Genomic DNA, 18018 nt, shown 5'->3' on the forward strand with positions numbered 1-18018 from the left:
CTAGTAGCCTAAACAGGTGAATCGCGACGAGTTTGTGGAACTGATTTCAGCAAGAGGCCAAAGCCTGATGCGCGAGGTTGGCGAAATTGAAGTAAAGGCCGACTTGGTGAGATTGGTATCTCGCCTGCGGGCTGCGGGACACGATGCGAGCCTAGTGGCCACTGTTTTGAGTCAGATAGCTCTGCGTCGTCGAGCGAGAACTAAGTTTGGCGAATTTGCTGATCAATTGCTTTACACCGACGACGGATTAGAACAGGCATCCAGGCTCGCCGTTGCCGCCCTGCACGCCGGCCGATTCAGAGCCGCCAACATCAAACAGGTCGCTGATTTAGGCTGCGGCATCGGCAGCGAGAGTCTCGCCATGGCGGCAATTGAACTTGAGGTCAAGGCTTACGAAATCGATGAGGTTACCGCAGCAATTGCTGCCTACAACTTGGCCAGTTTTGAAAATGTTTCGGTTCAACAGGCCGACATTACAGAACTGGATCTGTCTAAATTTGAGGCGCTATTTTTTGATCCGGCCCGCCGCGAATTAGGTGGCACCAAGCGAGAAAGAGCCGCGCGCAAATTTGACCCAGCCGATTTCTCGCCGAATTTTGATTTTGTTTTGGCTGCCGCCAACCTAAAGCCAACCGGCGTGAAATTGGGACCGGGTCATCCGCACAGCGAAATTCCCGACGATTGCGAAGCCCAGTGGATATCGGTAAACGGCGACTTAGTCGAACTAACTTTGTGGTTTGGCAGTTTGGCCAGAGCCGGCATCAAGCGAAGCGCGCTACTGCTTGATAAGGACGGAAAACACGAACTGCACAGCCCAACTCTTGAGTCGCACACGGCAAAACTGGGCGAACTCAATGAATACATTTTTGAACCGGATAATGCGGCGATCCGCAGCCACCTGATTGCTGAACTTGCTGAACAAACCGGCACTCACCTAATCAGTACCGAAATTGCCTACTTGAGCAAATCGGAACCGGTTAGCTCACCTTGGTTGCGCGGCTATCGTGTGCTAGTCGACATGCCGTTTGATCGAAAGAAGTTGAAAGCCGAATTGCGCGATCGACAAATTGGGACATTAGAAATCAAGAAACGTGGCGCCGACATTGTGCCCGAGGTTCTTCGAAAAGAGTTGCAGCTTAAAGGCAAGGGCGCCGCCACCCTAATTGTTACCAGGGTGGGCGACGCCCATCGTGCCCTAATTTGCGAAACTTTGTAGGAGAGATTCGCAGTTATTTTTAGTCGCGGTCAAACATCATTCCCGGGCCCATTTGGCCACCGTTGAAGAAAAGTTCTGAATTGTAACCGTAGCCGCCGCCCAGGTAGGAGAGCTTGAAGAGCAGCCAACCAATCGAGCCGATAATCCACAAGAAAATGGTCAGGTAACCGATAACCAAACCGGCAAGTGCCAGCGGTCGACCATTTTCGCCAGACTTTTTGATCTGAGCAAGTGAAATGTGACCGGTGATAATTGCAGCCACGGCACCGATTGAAGTTAGTGCGGCCGCGAAGGCCACCACTGCAAGTGTGTTTAGTTTGGTGAAGTCGTATTTTGTTGCTGACTTTGATTTGTCAGCCGAATCGGTGCTGTAGACCGAGGTTTCGTTTGCTTCGGTGGCCTTAGCCATTTTTTTCTCCTAGCCTCACCGAGCGATTCTCGGTTCACCCTTAGGCAATCATCCAAGTCTGGAAAATTACTGAGAAATGACTGTGGTAACCGGAAGAGTTGAATCAACCTCGAAATCAAGTTTCGACGGGGCAAAACCGGCCATTGCTAGCTGGGCACCCAGCGCGGCAATCATGGCGCCGTTATCGGTGCAGAGACTGAACGCCGGGATTCGCAGTTCGATTCCGTGCGCATCGCAGCGCTCTTGAGCAACTTCGCGCAGGCGACGATTGGCAACTACGCCGCCGCCAAGTAAAAGTCTTGGCACGTTATGGTCGAGGCAGGCATTTATGGCTTTCTGCACCAAAACGTCGACAACAGCCTCACGGAAACTGGCGGCTACGTCGGCTTTGTTGTAACTCTCCCCTTTGGCCTCGACCACTTCAACCCAACGAGCCACGGCGGTTTTTAGACCGCTAAACGAAAAGTCGTAACGGTGTTTTTCCATGTCTTTCTGCTGGGTAAGACCCCGGGGGAAACGAATGGCTTTTGGGTTGCCTTCGGCAGCAGCTCTGTCAATTTCCGGCCCACCAGGATATTTGAGCCCTAAAACACGGGCGACCTTGTCGAACGCCTCTCCGGCCGCGTCATCGATGGTTTCGCCGAGCAATTCGACGTCAGTTAGTAAATCGCGAACCAAAAGCAGCGAAGTGTGACCACCACTGACCAAGAGGGCAACTGTTGGGGTTTGCAGTTCGCCGCGTTCGAGCACATCGACCCCAACATGTCCGACCAAGTGGTTCACCGCATAAATTGGTTTATCGAGCGCCACCGCGAGCGCCTTGGCTGCCCCGACACCCACCATCAGGGCACCGCCCAAACCCGGGCCGTTTGTCACGGCAATGGCATCAATTTCTTTAAGGCTAACCCCGGCGGTAGCCAGAGCCTTGTTTAGCGTAGGCGATAGCGCTTCAAGGTGCGCACGAGCAGCAATTTCAGGCACCACGCCACCAAAGCGAGCGTGTTCATCCATCGAGGATGAAATGATGTTGGCCAGCAGCTGGTTGCCGCGAACAATGCCAACCCCGGTTTCATCACAGCTGGATTCGATACCCAAAACCAGTGGCATTCGGCCATGTGATCGATGGGGCATTTCCAGTTTCATGATTACTGCGTCAACTCCATCGGGTTGGTAGTAGCGCGGGCGTACATCAATTTCTTGAAAACCTAATTTTTCGTAAAGTGATCGGGCCACTGGGTTATCTGCGCGCACCTCTAGAAAGATTTCTTTTGCCATCCGCCGTTGGGCTTCGGCAAGTAACTGCTGCATCAACTGCAACCCTATTTTCCTGCCCCGAAATTGTCGATCAACGGCGATGGTTTGAATATCACCCTGGTCGCTGGCCGGAATTTTGCTCAGCCCGGCGTAACCGATTAGTTTCTCGCCTTCAACCACAACCAGATAGTGCGTGTGTGGGGCAAGCAGTTCAAAACGCATGGTCTGTTCTTGCCAAGAATCTTTGCCGAAACACTCGTGTTCCAGCTGCATAATTTTCGGCAGATCCGTCTCTAGGGCAACTCGAGTAATCATCCGCTCACCTTTTTTCCAGGTGACGGAACCGCATCGGGTTCCCGAAGATAAAGCGCCGAGATATCGTTTGAACCCAGCCCGGCCAGCAACTGACGGGAGAAAAGTTGACCTATTGCGGTAGCTGAAATTATGCCCTCGACTTTTATCGGGGTCAGATTTCTATCGACCAAATAGTCTTCGAGTGCTGCCGGGGTAAGCACACCGGGACCCTGCGCCAGTAACGGTAATCCCTGCGGGCTCACCCCCGAATAGGTTGCCCAATAAACTTCGCGACGACGGGCATCGGTGGTAACAAGCAAAGGACTGGTTGCGCTGATTGCAGCAGCTATCTCAGGTTTATCGCGCAGTTCAGCAAAAGCCATGGCATCGTGGCTGACCACCCCAAAAATAGGAGCTTCCACTCCGGCGGCAAACATGACCGCTGCAGCAATGCCCACTCGCAAACCGGTAAACGGTGCTGGGCCGCGACCGACAACCACGCTGGAAACTTTGCTAGCCGCTACACCGGCATCACTCAAAACTTGAGCAATCGCCGAACCAATCAATTCGGCATGCTTCATAGCATCGGGGATATTTACCTCGGCACGAACCTCGTCACCCTGAAGCAGCGCCACCGAGGTGCCAGCCGAGGTATCGATTGCCAAAATCCAGTTAGGCAATTTTCACCTGCATTTCTTGCCAGCGACTGCCATTGCCGATGAGGCGCACCATCCGGGTTTCGGTTGCACCGGTGTGATCGCGGTCAATTTCAATATCGAGCCACTGATCAACTAGGCCATCGGTGAAGCCTCTGCCCCACTCGACCAGGGTGATGCTGTGGTCAAAATCAATGTCGAGATCGTCAAGCTCAGCTGGGGAACCGAGGCGATAAGCATCAACGTGCACCAGCACCGGCCCGCCATCGCTGCGCTTATGAGTTCTAGCGATCACAAAGGTTGGGCTTGAAACTGTGCCGATGGTGTTTAGCCCCTCGCCCACGCCGCGAGTAAAAGTTGTTTTTCCGGCGCCGAGAGGACCAGTCAGGACTACTAAATCTCCAGCGCGCAACTGTCTTGCCAGTTGCACGCCGAGCTCATGCATTTGCTCTGGGGTCTCTATTTTCAGCTCGGCCAATAACTGACTCAAGCTAGGTCCTCATCGACAGCACCGAGGTAGCGTCGCGTAAAACGTCCGCCCATCCTGGTCACAATTTCATAGTTGATGGTGTCGGCTGCCCAGGCTAGTTCATCGGCGCTCGGAACACCGGCTGCCGGATCGCCAAACAGTGTGGCAATGTCGCCAATCTGGACCTCATCATCGCCCACATCGACGACAAACTGATCCATGGCTATGCGACCAAGAATTGGGTAATTTTTACCCTTGATGTTCACCCGAGCGTTGCCGGTGGCATTTCGAGGCAGACCCTCGGCATAACCGATTGGAATCAAAGCCAGGGTGGTTTCGCTTTGAGTGCGGTGCAGGTAGCCGTAACTGACCCCGTGCTGGGCTGGAACGCGTTTCACCAAAGCCACCGCTGCGGTTGCGCTCATGGCCGGACGCAAACCATAGTCGGCCGAGGAGTGATCGGTGAACGGTGATAGGCCGTACAGCGAGACTCCGATGCGAACCATTTCATAGTGAGCCTGAGGGTACTTAATCGAGCCGTCAGAGGCAGTGAGGTGACGAAGTTCGAATGGCAATTCGGCCTGCTCGGCCAGAGCTACCGCAGCTTCAAATCGGGCTATCTGCTGCAGATCTTCTTCATCGCTGGTGCATGACAGGTGAGTGAAAATTCCGACAACTTGGATGAAGCCTTCGGCAACCAAAGCCCGAGCGAGCTTGATCAACAGTGGCCAAAGTTCTGCCGTGGCGCCATTACGACCCAAACCGGTATCGATTTTTAGGTGCACTCGAGCAACTCGACCCAGATGCTGTGCTGCGTTAGCTACCTTTTCAAGCTGAAAGTTGTCGGCCACTGAAATTTCGATACCTGCATCAACCGCTCGCACAAAATTTTCGTCGGGATGGTGCAGCCAGGCCAGAATTGGAAGATCGATACCGGCATCGCGAAGCTGCAGTGCTTCGGTAATGTCGGCCACCCCGAGGTAGTCGATGCCGGCTGCTTCAAGTTTTTTAGCTACCGGAATCATGCCGTGACCGTAGGCATTTGCCTTGACCACTCCCATAATTTTCGATTTGCCAACACGCTCGCGCAGCACCGAAAGGTTATAGGCGATTGCGTCCAGGTCAATGATTAGTTCGCGCATGGGCTAAACCTCATCTCCTTCTGCGACCACAAAAGCGGTGGCCATATCGCCATCGTGAGTTATCGAAACATGCAGTTTTCGAATTCCGGCTCGCAAGGCAATCTTGGCGGTCTCGCCGTGCAACCAAATAATTGGCTTGCCCGACGTATCTTTAGCAACCTCGATGCCGTACCATTCAATTCCTTGAGCACCGGCGAGCGCCTTGATGACCGCTTCTTTGGCGGCAAAGCGGCCGGCCATAGTTTGGATTTTGTCATCCCGTTCGCTGTCCAAAAACAGGCGGTCTATCAGCCGTGGAGTTTGGGCTAGTTTCTCTTCAAAACGGCTGATGGCAACCGTGTCTACACCAATGCCAATAATCACTTGTTACTCGACGGTTACCGATTTGGCTAGGTTGCGAGGCTGATCGACATCAAGCCCTTTGGCAGTAGACAGCTCTAGGGCAAACACCTGCAATGGAATTACGGTGAGAATCGCTGAGAATATGTTTTCGCTCTGCGGCACAAAGATTACGTGTTCGGCGTAATGTCCAACCTGCTCGTCGCCTACCTCGGCAATAGCAATAACTCGAGCACCGCGAGCGCGAATCTCTTGAATGTTTGAAATTACCTTGGGGTGCAAACTGTCGGCGTCGCGTGGGCTCGGCACAATCACGATGACCGGCTGCCCCTCTTCGATCAGTGCTATTGGGCCGTGCTTCAACTCACCGGCGGCAAAACCTTCGGCGTGAATATATGCGAGCTCCTTGAGTTTTAGAGCACCTTCCATCGCGACTGGGAAACCAACATTTCGACCCAGGAAAAGCACCGATTTTGCATTTGCCATTTCTCGACCGAGGGCACGGACATCATCAAGATTTTCTAGCACCTTGGTTACTCGAGCCGGCATCTTCAGCAGTTCTTGGCCCAACTGCAGCAAAGTCTCTTGAGCGACGACACCTCGGTTTTGACCGAGGAACAAGGCCAGCAGCATGCCTGCGGTAATTTGTGCGGTTAGCGCTTTGGTGGATGCGACCGCAACTTCGGGGCCGGCATGGGTGTAGATAACCGCATCCGACTCGCGGGCCAAAGTCGCCCCCTGAGTGTTGCAGATCGCCAAGACTTTGGCACCCTGCTCTTTTGCAAAGCGGGTTGCCATCAGTGTGTCCATTGTTTCGCCCGACTGGCTGACCGCAACAATCAAAGTGTTTGGGGTGACAATCGGATCGCGGTACCTGAACTCATGCGAGAGTTCGACCTGCACCGGAATTCGCGAGAATTTCTCGATAGCATACTTGGCAATATCGCAGGCGTAAGCCGCGGTACCACAAGCCACCATAATGATTCGATCAATTGCCTTGATGTCTGCGACAGATAGGCCATCTACTTCGGTTAGTCGCACTGAGCCATCCGAGTTCAAACGACCCATCAGGGTGTCGGCCACTGCCTGAGGTTGGTCGGCAATCTCTTTAGCCATAAACGAAGACCAGCCACCCTTGCTGGCCGCAGAGGCATCCCAGTCGACAGTGAATTCTTCAAAAGTTACCGGAGCACCGGCAAAACTCTGCAACTGCACCGAATCGGCACGCAAAATGACGATTTCATCTTGGCCAACGCTAATTGCCCGGCGAGTGTGCTCAACAAAGGCGGCAACGTCGCTGCCCAAAAAGTTTTCGCCATCGCCCAAACCGATAACCAACGGTGCATTTTTGCGAGCGGCGAGCACCACGTCGGGTTCGTCTTCGTGAATTACCAGGATGGTGAAGGCACCGTGCAGGCGGTTCACTACCTTTGCAAAAGCGGTGGGCAAATCGCCCAAAATTTCGTATTCGCGAGCAATCAGATGGGCAGCAACCTCAGAATCGGTTTCGCTGCTGAATTTGGTGCCTTCGGCTAGCAACTCAGCCTTTAGTTCAGCAAAGTTTTCAATGATTCCATTGTGAATCAGCGACAGTTTGCTTGCCGACCCGCCAAGGTGCGGGTGAGCGTTGGTGTCGGTTGGGGCACCGTGCGTTGCCCAGCGGGTGTGTCCGATACCGATGTGTGAGATGGGCAGTGGATGTGCCTCAATGTCGGCAACCAGATTGTCAAGCTTTCCGGCTTTTTTTCGGGTTTGTAAACCCGAGCCCGGGGCAATAATCGAAACTCCGGCAGAGTCATAGCCTCGGTACTCTAAGCGGCGCAAACCGCCAAGTAAAACATCTAGAGTTGATTTCGGGCCAACATAGCCCACGATTCCACACATGGCATCTAATCTACGGCAGAATGGCACTTTGTGAGCGATGCGCTAAGCCCTTTCCTCGAGATTTCGCGCGCCGACTGGGCCACCCTAAGCAGGTCTACTCAGTCTCCGCTGACCGAGGCTGAAATTGCCCAGATTCGCGGGCTCGGCGACTTTTTAGACATGCGTGAAGTTGAAGAGGTGTACCTACCGGTTTCAAGGCTGCTCAACCTCTATGTTGGAGCGACTCAAAAGTTGCATGCCGTTACCGAAAGTTTCATGGGCGAACGCGCCAGCAAAACTCCGTTCGTAATTGGGGTGGCTGGCTCAGTTGCAGTGGGTAAATCTACGGTTTCCCGAGTTTTGAAAGAGTTACTCAGCCGATGGGAAGGCACCCCGAAAGTCGCGCTGGTGACCACGGACGGGTTTCTTTATCCAAACGCTGAACTGCAGCGTCGAGGCATCATGCATCGCAAAGGTTTTCCAGAAAGTTATGACCGCTTGGCGCTAATCAAGTTTGTTGCTGATGTAAAAAGCGGTGTCGCGCGGGTTACCGCCCCGGTCTATTCGCACCTCAGCTACGACATTGTTCCGGGTGAAGAGGTTGTCGTCGAATCTCCCGATGTGCTGATTGTTGAAGGGTTGACCCTGCTGCAGACTCCGGGCCCGAATCAAGATGTCGCGGTCAGTGATTTCTTTGATTTCAAAATCTACGTGGATGCCGAAACGGATGAAATTCGCTCTTGGTTTATCAACCGTTTCAAAAAGTTGCGGGAAACCGCATTTAGTAATCCGGCGTCCTACTTTCACCGCTACGCCGAACTCGAAGAAGAGTTTGCCCTCGATCGAGCCCAGGAGATTTGGGAAACCATCAATCTGCCAAACCTGAATGAAAACATTTTGCCAACCCGCTCGCGGGCGACCCTGGTTTTGCGCAAGGGTGTCGGGCATTCAGTTTCCAGCGTGCTGCTGCGCAAGGTTTAGTGGTTTAGTCTCGCTGAGCCGGGCCCAGATTTGCGCGCTTTAGAGCTTGAGTTGCTGTTCGACGACACGAGCGATGCGATCGGCCCAGCTTTGAGCCGTGCCCTCATCAGCAGCTTCAACCATCACCCGAACCAAAGGTTCAGTGCCGGATGCACGCAGCAGCACTCGGCCGGTGCCATGCAAGTCGGCCTCAGCTTCGGCAACAGCCGCCTGCAAAACCTGGTTGGTGCTTACTTTGGTCTTGTCGACGCCCGGCACGTTAACCAAAACCTGAGGATAAACCTTCATAGCTTTGGTGAGTTCTGCCAGCGGTTTCTTCGAGCGAGCAACCTCGGCGGCAATCTTGAGCCCGGTCAAGATTCCGTCACCGGTGGTGGCGTACTGCGAGAAAATAACGTGGCCAGATTGCTCGCCACCGAGGGTGTATCCGCCAGAGCGAATTTCTTCGAGCACGTAACGGTCGCCTACTTTGGTTTCGATAACTTCAATGCCGGCTTCTTGCATCGCCAACTTCAAACCAAGGTTGCTCATCACCGTTGCAACCAGCGTGTTTCGAGCTAGCTGACCGCGCTCTTTCAGCGACAGCGCCAAAATTGCCATGATCTGGTCGCCATCCACGATTGCGCCGTTGTGGTCAACAGCCAAGCAGCGATCAGCATCACCGTCGTGAGCAATGCCCAGGTCGGCCGAGTGCTCTAAAACTGCAGTCTGCAGCGCGCTCAGGTGGGTTGAGCCATAACCAAGATTGATGTTTAGACCGTCAGGGTCGGCACCAATCACAATTACTTGGGCACCAGCATCGGCAAACACCTCGGGTGAAACACCGGATGCAGCCCCGTGGGCGCAGTCGACCACAACTTTTAAACCGTCGAGTCGGTTTGGCAGGGCGCCTAAAAGATGCACCACGTAGCGGTCTTCGGCATCAGCAAATCGGGTGACGTGACCTACCCCGCCACCGATAGGCAGCAGCAAGTCGCCGGCCATCGCAGCTTCAATTCGGTCTTCAAGTTCATCAGGAAGTTTGTGGCCTCCGCGAGCAAAAAATTTGATGCCATTATCTGGTGCTGGATTGTGCGAAGCCGAAATCATGACGCCAAAATCGGCATCGAGATCGGCGGTAAGAAACGCTGTTGCTGGGGTTGGTAGAACTCCGGCATCGAAAACGTCAACGCCCGATCCCGCTAAACCGGCACTGACTGCGGCGGCAAGAAATTCTCCGGAGATGCGGGGGTCACGACCGATTACAGCTTTTGGCTTCAGCCCTCTGGCGCGGGCATCTTCGCCGAGCACAACGGCTGCAGCCTGGGCAAGTTTGACGGCGATATCGACCGTTAAATCACGATTGGCGAGACCTCGAACACCGTCGGTGCCAAAGAGTCTCGCCATATCGTGAGTTTATGCTTTTGAAAGCTTGAAGTGTTGGATTAACGCTTCGAGAACTGTGAAGCCTTGCGGGCCTTCTTTAGACCAGCCTTCTTGCGCTCGATGACACGTGCATCGCGCTTTAGGAAGCCAGCCTTCTTTAGTGCAGGGCGGTTGTTGTCGCGGTCGATCTCGTTTAGTGCACGAGCGATGCCTAGACGAAGTGCGCCAGCCTGACCAGCAACACCGCCACCGTTGATTCGAGCAATGACGTCGTATGCGCCCTTTAGCTCGGTAACGGTGAATGGGTCGTTGATTAGTTGCTGGTGCAACTTGTTTGGAAAGTAGTCGGCTAGGTCGCGGCCGTTAACCTTGATAACGCCGGTTCCTGGCACGATGCGTACGCGAGCAACTGCCTCTTTGCGGCGGCCTAGACCAGCACCTGGCTGAGTTAGTGCGCCACGGGTACGAACCGGAGCAGCCTTAGCTGCTGGAGTCTCGGTGGTGTAGCTCTCTGGAGCTGCTTCTACGATTTCGTTCTTAGCCACGAATTTTCCTCGAGTCTTTTCTTAGCGGAGCTTACTGAGCAACCTGGTCGATGATGAACGGCTTTGGCTGCTGAGCTGCGTGTGGGTGCTCTGCGCCGCGGTAAACCTTAAGTTTTGCCAACTGGTCTGCGCCCAGTTTGTTCTTTGGCAACATGCCCTTGATGGCCTTTTCAACTGCCTTTTCAGGGTTCTTCTCTAGAAGCTCTGAGTATGCGGTTGCGGTAAGACCGCCTGGGTAACCAGAGTGGCGGAACGCCTTCTTCTGGGCAAGCTTTGAACCGGTTAGGGCTACTTTGTCTGCGTTGACGATGATGACAAAGTCGCCATTGTCCATGTGCGGTGCAAAGGTTGGCTTGTGCTTGCCGCGCAGCAATGCTGCTGCGTGTGTTGCAAGACGGCCGAGGACTACGTCGGTGGCGTCAATGACAAGCCACTCGTTGCTCAGCTCGTGAGCCTTTGGTGAATAAGTACGCACGCTTAATTGCCTTCTACTTCTGTGTCGGATTGAAATGAATCCGCGCTGGAAGAGATTCTTCTCTGGGATTCAAGTTTTCAAGCTGGCCTAAAACCAGCACCAAGAGCCAAGTTTAGCCCGATAACACCGCTTAGGTCAAACCCTAATATTCTTCGAGGGTGCGAACGCTTCGGGCCTTTTCGGCTTGGGCGGCTAAGAGGTCGTCAGTCGGATAACCAATTTCGATCAGGGTCAACCCGTGCGGGGCAACAACCTTATAAGAACCCACCCTGGATGCCGCTTTCAGCTTTGACTCAATATCTGCTGCTGAAGCCCGCCCCTCGCCCACCGCAATCAGTGCGCCAACGATGGACCGCACCATATTGTGGCAAAAGGCATCCGCGGTTAGAAAAATTTCGATTACATCGCCGTCGTGATTGTTTCTGGTGACCGAGATCTCACGCAGTTCACGAATGGTGGTCGAACCCTCGCGAGGTTTGCAAAATGAAGCAAAATCGTGCAAACCATAAAGTTTTTCGGCGGCCTGCTGCATAGTTGGCAGGTCTAAAGGCTTTGGCAACCACAGCGTATAGCGAGATTGCAGAGGGTTTTTTTGCGAGGCGCCATCGGCAATTCGAAAGCGATAGCTGCGAAAAGTTGCCGAAAACCTTGCATCAAAGCCGGGTGCCGCAGCCGCAATTTCATCAACATGGATATCGTTGGGCAATAAGGAATTGAGCCGACCGAGCCAGCGAGAATCACGCCCTAGCCGTTTGAGTTGCTCGGCCGAAAGATCGACGTGTGCTACCTGATTCAGGGCATGCACTCCGGCATCGGTGCGACCGGCAACGCGAAGACCAAAGTCAGTGGCATCGTCACCAAAAAGTATGCTGAGAGCCTTGATTAATTCACCGGCAACGGTGCGCAAGTTTGGCTGTTTGGCCCATCCGCTGAAATCAGTGCCATCGTACGAAAGACGAAGTTTAAAACGAAACAGCCCGTCGGCCATCGGGCTAACGGGCTGATTCATAAGGTTTAGATTACTCGGCTGCGCCTTCAGCTGGTGCCTCAGTGGCAGCAGCTGCCTCTTCAACAACAACTTCAGCAGCGGCTTCAGCAACTGGTGCTTCTGCTGCCTCAGTAGCCACAACTTCTTCGGTAGCTACTTCTTCAGCAACAACCTCGGCGGCCTCGGCAGCAACTGCTGCACCGGCTACAGCCTTAACTGCGTTCTGCAGCTTTGGCTTCTTGGTAGCAGCCTTAGGGTTTACTGGCTCAAGAACGAGCTCAATAAGTGCCATCGGTGCGTTGTCGCCTTTGCGGAAGCCAAGTTTGGTGATTCGGGTGTAGCCACCCTGACGGTCGGCAACCGCTGGAGCAATGTTGGTGAATAGTTCGTGAACCACTGACTTGTCGGTAATCTGAGCCAAAACACGACGACGAGCTGAAAGGTCGCCACGCTTTGCAAAGGTGACCAGACGCTCGGCAAGTGGACGTAGGCGCTTAGCCTTGGTCTCGGTGGTGGTGATCTTTCCGTGCATGAACAACGAAGTCGCCATGTTGCGAAGCATTAGACGCTCGTGAGCTGGTCCGCCACCTAGACGTGGGCCCTTAGTTGGGGTAGGCATTGTTTTCTCCTCTTAGATTCTCTCGAGGACCGGCTTATGCCTGGTCGTCCTCGTCGTAGGCCGAGCTGAAATAAGCTGCGTCGAAGCCAGGAACTGCGTCTTTGAACTTCAGTCCCATTGAAGTTAGCTTGTCGCGAACCTCATCTACCGACTTGCTGCCGAAGTTGCGGATGTTCATCAACTGGTCTTCGGAAAGAGCGATTAGCTCTGCGACAGTGTTGATGCCTTCACGCTTTAGGCAGTTGTATGAGCGGACGGTTAGGTCCAGGTCTTCGATCGGCATGGCTAGTTCTGGTGCAAGACCAACCTCAACCGGAGCTGGGCCAATCTCGATACCTTCGGCTGCGTTGTTTAGTTCGCGTGCAAGACCGAATAGCTCAACCAAAGTGTGACCAGCTGATGCAACTGCATCGCGTGGGCTGATTGAAGGCTTGGTCTCGACGTCGACGATTAGCTTGTCGAAGTTGGTGTACTCACCGGCACGAGTTGCCTCAACGCGGTAAGAAACCTTTAGCACTGGCGAGTAGATCGAATCGATCGGGATGACGCCAGCGTCTGCATCTGGGTTGCGGTTCTGCGAAGCCTGTACATAGCCACGGCCGCGCTCGATGGTTAGCTCAACCTCAAACTTGCCCTTTGCATTTAGGGTCGCGATTACCAACTCTGGGTTGTGAATCTCGACACCGGCAGGAGCCTGAATGTCAGCGGCGGTAACCTGACCAGCAGTCTGCTTGCGCAGATGAGCAACAACCGGTGCGTCGTGCTCTGAAGAAACAACTAGATCTTTGATGTTCAAGATGATCTCGGTGACATCTTCTTTTACACCCTGGATGGTGCTGAACTCGTGGCTGACACCATCGATGCGAATGTTGGTAACTGCTGCACCTGGGATAGATGAAAGCAGGGTACGACGGAGAGAGTTTCCTAGGGTGTAACCGAAACCTGGCTCAAGTGGCTCTAGCGAGAAACGTGAGCGATTCGGTGATAGAACTTCTTCGTGAAGAGTTGGACGTTGTGCAATTAGCACTATTGGTTCCTTTCAGCTAGGCATCCGCTATTTGATGCCTATTTGTTGGAGCCGCACAGTGGCCACTGAGCGGATAAAACTTTTTAGTTGTCTGACTGGTTGCAGAGCAAGACCAGTTCTTGCCACAGAAAACTGTTTACACAGTTTCGGGGCAAAGGAAGCTAGTTAGACGCGACGACGCTTTGGTGGGCGGCAACCGTTGTGAGCCTGAGGAGTTACGTCTGAGATTGAACCAACCTCTAGACCTGCTGCCTGAAGCGAACGGATTGCGGTCTCGCGGCCTGAACCTGGACCCTTCACGAAAACGTCAACCTTCTTTAGGCCGTGCTCTTGAGCCTTACGGGCAGCTGCCTCAGCGGCTAGCTGTGCGGCGAACGGGGTTGACTTACGTGAACCCTTGTAACCGACGTCACCCGATGATGACCAAGAGATTACGGCACCGGTGGTGTCGGTAATCGAAACGATGGTGTTGTTGAAGGTTGACTTGATGTGAGCTTGACCCACAGCAATGTTCTTCTTGTCTTTTTTGCGTGGCTTACGAGCGGCCGATGCCTTTGGTGCTGCCATGAAATTCTCCTAAATTCTTAAATCTTTGGGGCTTCACTTAGCCAAAGGCTTAGCGGGTAGCCTTCTTCTTGCCGGCTACGGTGCGCTTTGGACCCTTGCGAGTACGAGCGTTGGTTTTGGTGCGCTGACCACGAACTGGTAGGCCCTTGCGGTGGCGAATACCCTCGTATGAACCGATTTCAACTTTGCGGCGAATGTCGGCTGCAACATCACGGCGGAGGTCACCCTCAACCTTGTAGTTACCTTCGATGTAGTCACGAATTGCGACCAACTGCTCGTCGGTTAGGTCTTTTACGCGGATGTCTTTGTTGACTTTGGTCTCAGCAAGAATCTCAACTGAGCGAGTACGGCCAATGCCGTAGATGTAGGTTAGTGCGATTTCGACGCGTTTCGCGTCTGGAATATCGGCTCCGGCAACACGTGCCATAGGGATTTCTCCTTGTTTGTTGAAGGTCTGCAGCAGCGCTTCCGAATCTCACGATTGGGCTCCGGCCTTCTCCGGAGGTGACGAACTTACAGTTCGTTGCGTTGCCTTGTATTTATTTAGTTGTGAAGAAGCTCTAGGACTAGCCCTGGCGCTGCTTGTGACGTGGGTTCTCGCAGATCACCATGACTCGACCGTGACGACGGATGACCTTGCACTTGTCGCAGATCTTCTTGACGCTTGGGTTTACCTTCATGGGTATTACTTTCTTTATTTGTAGCGATAAATGATTCGGCCACGAGTCAGGTCATAGGTGCTCAACTCTACGATGACCTTGTCCTCAGGGAGGATTCGGATGTAGTGCTGACGCATCTTGCCCGAAATGTGAGCCAAGACTTTGTGCCCGTTATCTAGCTCGACACGGAACATTGCGTTCGGAAGAGCTTCAACTACTGTGCCTTCAATTTCGATGACACCGTCTTTGCTGGCCATAGCCTCACTTATCTACTTCAGGGATTTGGTGGGCACGCAAAAAATCACCAAAAAAGTTTGGGACTTTGTGCAAAACACACCGAAGTTCAATCCTAGGGGAAAACCTAGAATATTGGTAGTCGAGATTTAAAGCGCTACTGGAGTTATGCCGAATTGGGCCAGCTTCGCCGTACCGCCATCGGGTTCGGTAAGCACCCAAATGCCTCGATCGTGCACCGCAATTGAATGCTCCCAGTGCGAGGCATCCGACTTGTCTTTGGTCGACACCGTCCAACCATCCGGCAAAATTTTCACGTTTGGTTTGCCGTCGGTAACCATCGGCTCAATGGCAACACACAACCCAGGCTGAACCTTAGGGCCCTTAAATTTGGTGCGGTAATTGAACACCGGTGGGTCTTCGTGCATCGAGCGACCGATACCGTGACCGACGTAATCCTCAAGTATGCCGTAGCGCCCCTGAGAGCGAATGTAATCTTCGATGGCGGTGCCTACCTCATTTAAGAATTCGGCTTTGGCTAAAGCAGCAATGCCCACCCATAGCGACTGCTCAGTGACATCACTAAGTTTTTGACGACGAGCCACCACATCCAGATCTGCCGGTGCGAAACCTTCGGCGTTAGGCACCACAACACTGATCGCACTGTCGCCGTTCCACTCGCCCATTTCGGCACCACAGTCGATTGAAACTAAGTCGCCCGGCTGAAGCACTCGGTCGCCGGGGATACCGTGCACAACCTCGTCATTCACTGACGAACAAATGGTGTGGAAGTATCCCGGCACTAATTGAAAGTTTGATCGACCACCGAGACGAACTATAGCCTCATCGGCAACATTGTTTAGCTCGAGGGTGGTGATGCCCGGACGTACGGCTTTTCTAACTGCAGCTAGCGCTGCTGCCGTAGCGAGACCAGCCTTGCGCATCAGCACAATTTCGGCATTGGTTTTAAGCTCGTAAGCCTCGCGCGACATTTGAAATTAACTAAGGGGCTTGATGCCGCGAGCGGCTAGCGCGTCAAGGATGCGACCTGTAACCTCGGCAACTTCGCCCAGACCGTCAATGGTGATGACAATGTCGCGAGCTGCATAGATGTCGATGAGCGGGGCGGTTTGCTCTTCGTAAACCTCAAGTCTGCGACGAATAACCTCTTCGGTGTCATCGGCGCGACCCTGCTCTTGAGCACGGTTTAGCAAGCGGCGCACGACCTCATCGGTGTCGGCGGTCAGTAAGACCACAGCGTCGAGTTTTGAACCGGCAGCGGCAAGGATGTCGTCTAGTTCTTTTACCTGATCGGCGGTGCGAGGGTAGCCATCAAGAAGAAAACCAGGCTGGGCATCTTCTTGGCTGAGGCGGTCTCTAACCAAATCGTTGGTAACGCTGTCTGGAACGTATTCGCCGCGGTCCATGAAAGATTTAGCCAGTTTGCCCAACTCGGTTTCATTCTTCACGTTGTAGCGAAAAATGTCTCCGGTCGAGATGGCTGGAATCGAAAAAGCTTGCGCCAAGCGTTCAGCTTGGGTGCCCTTACCGGCACCTGGGGCGCCGATTAGGAGGAAACGGCTCACTTCAATAGACCTTCATAGTTTCGCTGTTGCATCTGAGCAGAAATCTGCTTGACAGTCTCAAGACCAACACCAACGATGATCAAAATCGAAGTACCACCGAATGGGAAGTTCTGGTTGGCGCCGATTAGCGAGAATGCCACAAGCGGAATAAGAGCAATCAATCCTAGGTAAATTGCGCCCGGGAAGGTGATGCGGCTGAGCACATACTCGAGGTATTCGGTGGTCGGGCGACCAGCGCGGATACCTGGGATGAAGCCGCCGTACTTCTTCATGTTGTCGCTAACCTCTTCAGGGTTGAAGGTGATTGCTACGTAGAAGTAGGTGAAGCCCAAAATTAGTAGGAAGTACAGAGCCATGTAAAGCGGGTGGTCTCCGCTGGTTAGGTAGGTCGAAACCCAAGTAACCCAGTCGGCAACCTGACCGTTTGCGTCTGGCTGGTTGAACTGCGCGATTAGAGCAGGCAAGTAAAGCAAAGACGAGGCAAAGATAACTGGTACCACACCGGCCATGTTGACCTTGATTGGGATGTAGGTGCTCTGGCCACCGTAGGTGCGCTTGCCCACCATGCGCTTGGCATACTGAACCGGGATGCGGCGCTGTGACTGCTCGACCAAGATAACCAAGCCAACCACGACCACACCAACTGCTAGCACTAGCAATAGGGTTTCGATGTCGCGGCTTTCGGCTATGCCCCATAGCGATGCAGGGAAAGTTGCAGCAATTGAGGCAAAGATAAGCAATGACATACCGTTGCCAACGCCGCGTTCGGTGATTAGCTCACCGAGCCACATGATTAGTCCGGTGCCCGCGGTCATGGTGATGACCATCAGCGCAACCGCCCAAGGCGAAGAGTCGGTAAGGATTGGCAACACACAGTCGGCACCGAAAAGTGCGCCCTGACGAGCAACCGCAATAAGAGTGGTTGACTGCAACACACCTAGCGCAATGGTTAGGTAGCGGGTGTACTGGGTAAGAGTTGCCTGACCAGACTGGCCCTCTTTGTAGAGAGTCTCAAAGCGCGGAATTACCACGCGAAGCAGCTGGGTGATGATCGATGCGGTGATGTAAGGCATGATGCCAAGCGCAAAGATCGAGAGCTGAAGAAGAGCGCCACCAGAAAACAGGTTTACGAGTTCGTAAAGACCTGAAGTGTTCTGGGTCTGTGCAAGACAGAGCTGCACGTTTCCATAGTCGACGAATGGTGCTGGAATGAACGAGCCCAAACGGAAAATGGCAACGATAGCGAGCGTGAATGCAAGCTTGTTTCGTAGGTCCGGTGTGCGGAATGCACGAACAATGGCGCTAATCAACTTAAGCCTCCCCTGGTTTA

Annotated in this window: 22 protein-coding genes; 2 read left to right on the forward strand and 20 right to left on the reverse strand. The window is 53.5% G+C overall.

All coding sequences use genetic code 11. The annotated features are described in order from the left end of the window. Nucleotides 1-16 precede the first annotated feature (16 nt). Nucleotides 17-1216 (forward strand): THUMP-like domain-containing protein, encoded by a 1200-nt coding sequence (locus A4Z71_RS05760; protein ID WP_070954959.1) that lies wholly within the window; start codon nt 17-19, stop codon nt 1214-1216. A gap of 19 nt (nt 1217-1235) precedes the next feature. Here the strand turns inward: A4Z71_RS05760 and A4Z71_RS05765 are convergent, their stop codons facing one another. From A4Z71_RS05765 to glmS, 7 genes are all read right to left on the reverse strand, one after another. Then, complete coding sequence (locus A4Z71_RS05765) at nt 1236-1625, reverse strand: DUF4190 domain-containing protein (RefSeq protein ID WP_070954960.1); 390 nt, start codon at nt 1623-1625, stop codon at nt 1236-1238. Nucleotides 1626-1691: 66 nt separating this feature from the next. After that, nucleotides 1692-3194, reverse strand: coding sequence for a tRNA (adenosine(37)-N6)-threonylcarbamoyltransferase complex transferase subunit TsaD (gene tsaD, locus A4Z71_RS05770; RefSeq protein WP_084028442.1), 1503 nt, complete (start codon nt 3192-3194; stop codon nt 1692-1694). Then, the gene (gene tsaB, locus A4Z71_RS05775; RefSeq protein ID WP_236858526.1) at nt 3191-3853 is read right to left on the reverse strand and encodes a tRNA (adenosine(37)-N6)-threonylcarbamoyltransferase complex dimerization subunit type 1 TsaB; all 663 of its coding nucleotides are present in this window, start codon (nt 3851-3853) and stop codon (nt 3191-3193) included. The genes tsaD and tsaB overlap by 4 nt, the downstream gene beginning before the upstream one ends. Continuing rightward, nucleotides 3846-4319: a tRNA (adenosine(37)-N6)-threonylcarbamoyltransferase complex ATPase subunit type 1 TsaE gene (gene tsaE, locus A4Z71_RS05780; RefSeq protein ID WP_418219380.1), complete on the reverse strand. Its 474-nt coding sequence runs from the start codon at nt 4317-4319 to the stop codon at nt 3846-3848. Before tsaE ends, tsaB begins: the two co-directional genes overlap by 8 nt. Then, on the reverse strand, nt 4316-5440 hold the full coding sequence (gene alr / locus A4Z71_RS05785; protein ID WP_070954961.1) for an alanine racemase: 1125 nt from the start codon (nt 5438-5440) through the stop codon (nt 4316-4318). The genes tsaE and alr overlap by 4 nt, the downstream gene beginning before the upstream one ends. A gap of 3 nt (nt 5441-5443) precedes the next feature. Then, nucleotides 5444-5803: a holo-ACP synthase gene (locus tag A4Z71_RS05790; RefSeq protein WP_070954962.1), complete on the reverse strand. Its 360-nt coding sequence runs from the start codon at nt 5801-5803 to the stop codon at nt 5444-5446. A gap of 3 nt (nt 5804-5806) precedes the next feature. Next, nucleotides 5807-7663, reverse strand: a complete 1857-nt coding sequence (glmS, locus tag A4Z71_RS05795) for a glutamine--fructose-6-phosphate transaminase (isomerizing) (RefSeq protein WP_070954963.1) — start codon at nt 7661-7663, stop codon at nt 5807-5809. Between the two features lie 30 nt (nt 7664-7693). Between glmS and coaA the strand changes: the two genes are divergently transcribed. Beyond that, nucleotides 7694-8623 carry a type I pantothenate kinase gene (gene coaA, locus A4Z71_RS05800; protein ID WP_070954964.1) on the forward strand — a complete coding sequence of 310 codons (930 nt, stop codon included), beginning with the start codon at nt 7694-7696 and terminating at the stop codon, nt 8621-8623. A gap of 39 nt (nt 8624-8662) precedes the next feature. Here the strand turns inward: coaA and glmM are convergent, their stop codons facing one another. From glmM to secY, 13 genes are all read right to left on the reverse strand, one after another. Further along, nucleotides 8663-10009: a phosphoglucosamine mutase gene (glmM, locus tag A4Z71_RS05805; RefSeq protein ID WP_070954965.1), complete on the reverse strand. Its 1347-nt coding sequence runs from the start codon at nt 10007-10009 to the stop codon at nt 8663-8665. Between the two features lie 38 nt (nt 10010-10047). After that, nucleotides 10048-10533 carry a 30S ribosomal protein S9 gene (gene rpsI, locus A4Z71_RS05810; protein ID WP_070954966.1) on the reverse strand — a complete coding sequence of 162 codons (486 nt, stop codon included), beginning with the start codon at nt 10531-10533 and terminating at the stop codon, nt 10048-10050. Between the two features lie 31 nt (nt 10534-10564). After that, entirely contained in the window at nt 10565-11008 is a 444-nt protein-coding gene (gene rplM / locus A4Z71_RS05815; RefSeq protein WP_070954967.1) for a 50S ribosomal protein L13, read from the reverse strand. 142 nt (nt 11009-11150) lie between these two features. Further along, entirely contained in the window at nt 11151-12017 is an 867-nt protein-coding gene (gene truA, locus A4Z71_RS05820) for a tRNA pseudouridine(38-40) synthase TruA (protein WP_070954968.1), read from the reverse strand. 10 nt (nt 12018-12027) lie between these two features. After that, the gene (rplQ, locus tag A4Z71_RS05825) at nt 12028-12615 is read right to left on the reverse strand and encodes a 50S ribosomal protein L17 (RefSeq protein ID WP_070954969.1); all 588 of its coding nucleotides are present in this window, start codon (nt 12613-12615) and stop codon (nt 12028-12030) included. A gap of 34 nt (nt 12616-12649) precedes the next feature. Continuing rightward, nucleotides 12650-13642, reverse strand: a complete 993-nt coding sequence (locus tag A4Z71_RS05830) for a DNA-directed RNA polymerase subunit alpha (protein WP_070954970.1) — start codon at nt 13640-13642, stop codon at nt 12650-12652. A 165-nt stretch (nt 13643-13807) separates the two neighbouring features. Next, entirely contained in the window at nt 13808-14209 is a 402-nt protein-coding gene (gene rpsK / locus A4Z71_RS05835) for a 30S ribosomal protein S11 (protein ID WP_070954971.1), read from the reverse strand. A 49-nt stretch (nt 14210-14258) separates the two neighbouring features. Beyond that, nucleotides 14259-14636, reverse strand: a complete 378-nt coding sequence (gene rpsM / locus A4Z71_RS05840) for a 30S ribosomal protein S13 (RefSeq protein ID WP_070954972.1) — start codon at nt 14634-14636, stop codon at nt 14259-14261. Nucleotides 14637-14775: 139 nt separating this feature from the next. Next, a complete protein-coding gene (gene rpmJ, locus A4Z71_RS06975; protein WP_008361054.1) occupies nt 14776-14889 on the reverse strand; it encodes a 50S ribosomal protein L36 in 114 nt (37 codons plus the stop codon). A 14-nt stretch (nt 14890-14903) separates the two neighbouring features. Beyond that, complete coding sequence (gene infA, locus A4Z71_RS05845) at nt 14904-15125, reverse strand: translation initiation factor IF-1 (RefSeq protein WP_070954973.1); 222 nt, start codon at nt 15123-15125, stop codon at nt 14904-14906. Nucleotides 15126-15251: 126 nt separating this feature from the next. Next, complete coding sequence (map, locus tag A4Z71_RS05850; RefSeq protein WP_070954974.1) at nt 15252-16094, reverse strand: type I methionyl aminopeptidase; 843 nt, start codon at nt 16092-16094, stop codon at nt 15252-15254. Nucleotides 16095-16100: 6 nt separating this feature from the next. Then, a complete protein-coding gene (locus A4Z71_RS05855) occupies nt 16101-16688 on the reverse strand; it encodes an adenylate kinase (protein ID WP_070954975.1) in 588 nt (195 codons plus the stop codon). Continuing rightward, a complete protein-coding gene (secY, locus tag A4Z71_RS05860; RefSeq protein ID WP_070954976.1) occupies nt 16685-17998 on the reverse strand; it encodes a preprotein translocase subunit SecY in 1314 nt (437 codons plus the stop codon). The genes A4Z71_RS05855 and secY overlap by 4 nt, the downstream gene beginning before the upstream one ends. Nucleotides 17999-18018 lie beyond the last annotated feature (20 nt).

The sequence above is a fragment of the Candidatus Rhodoluna planktonica genome (assembly GCF_001854225.1).
In the GTDB taxonomy this organism is placed as follows: Bacteria; Actinomycetota; Actinomycetes; order Actinomycetales; family Microbacteriaceae; genus Rhodoluna; species Rhodoluna planktonica.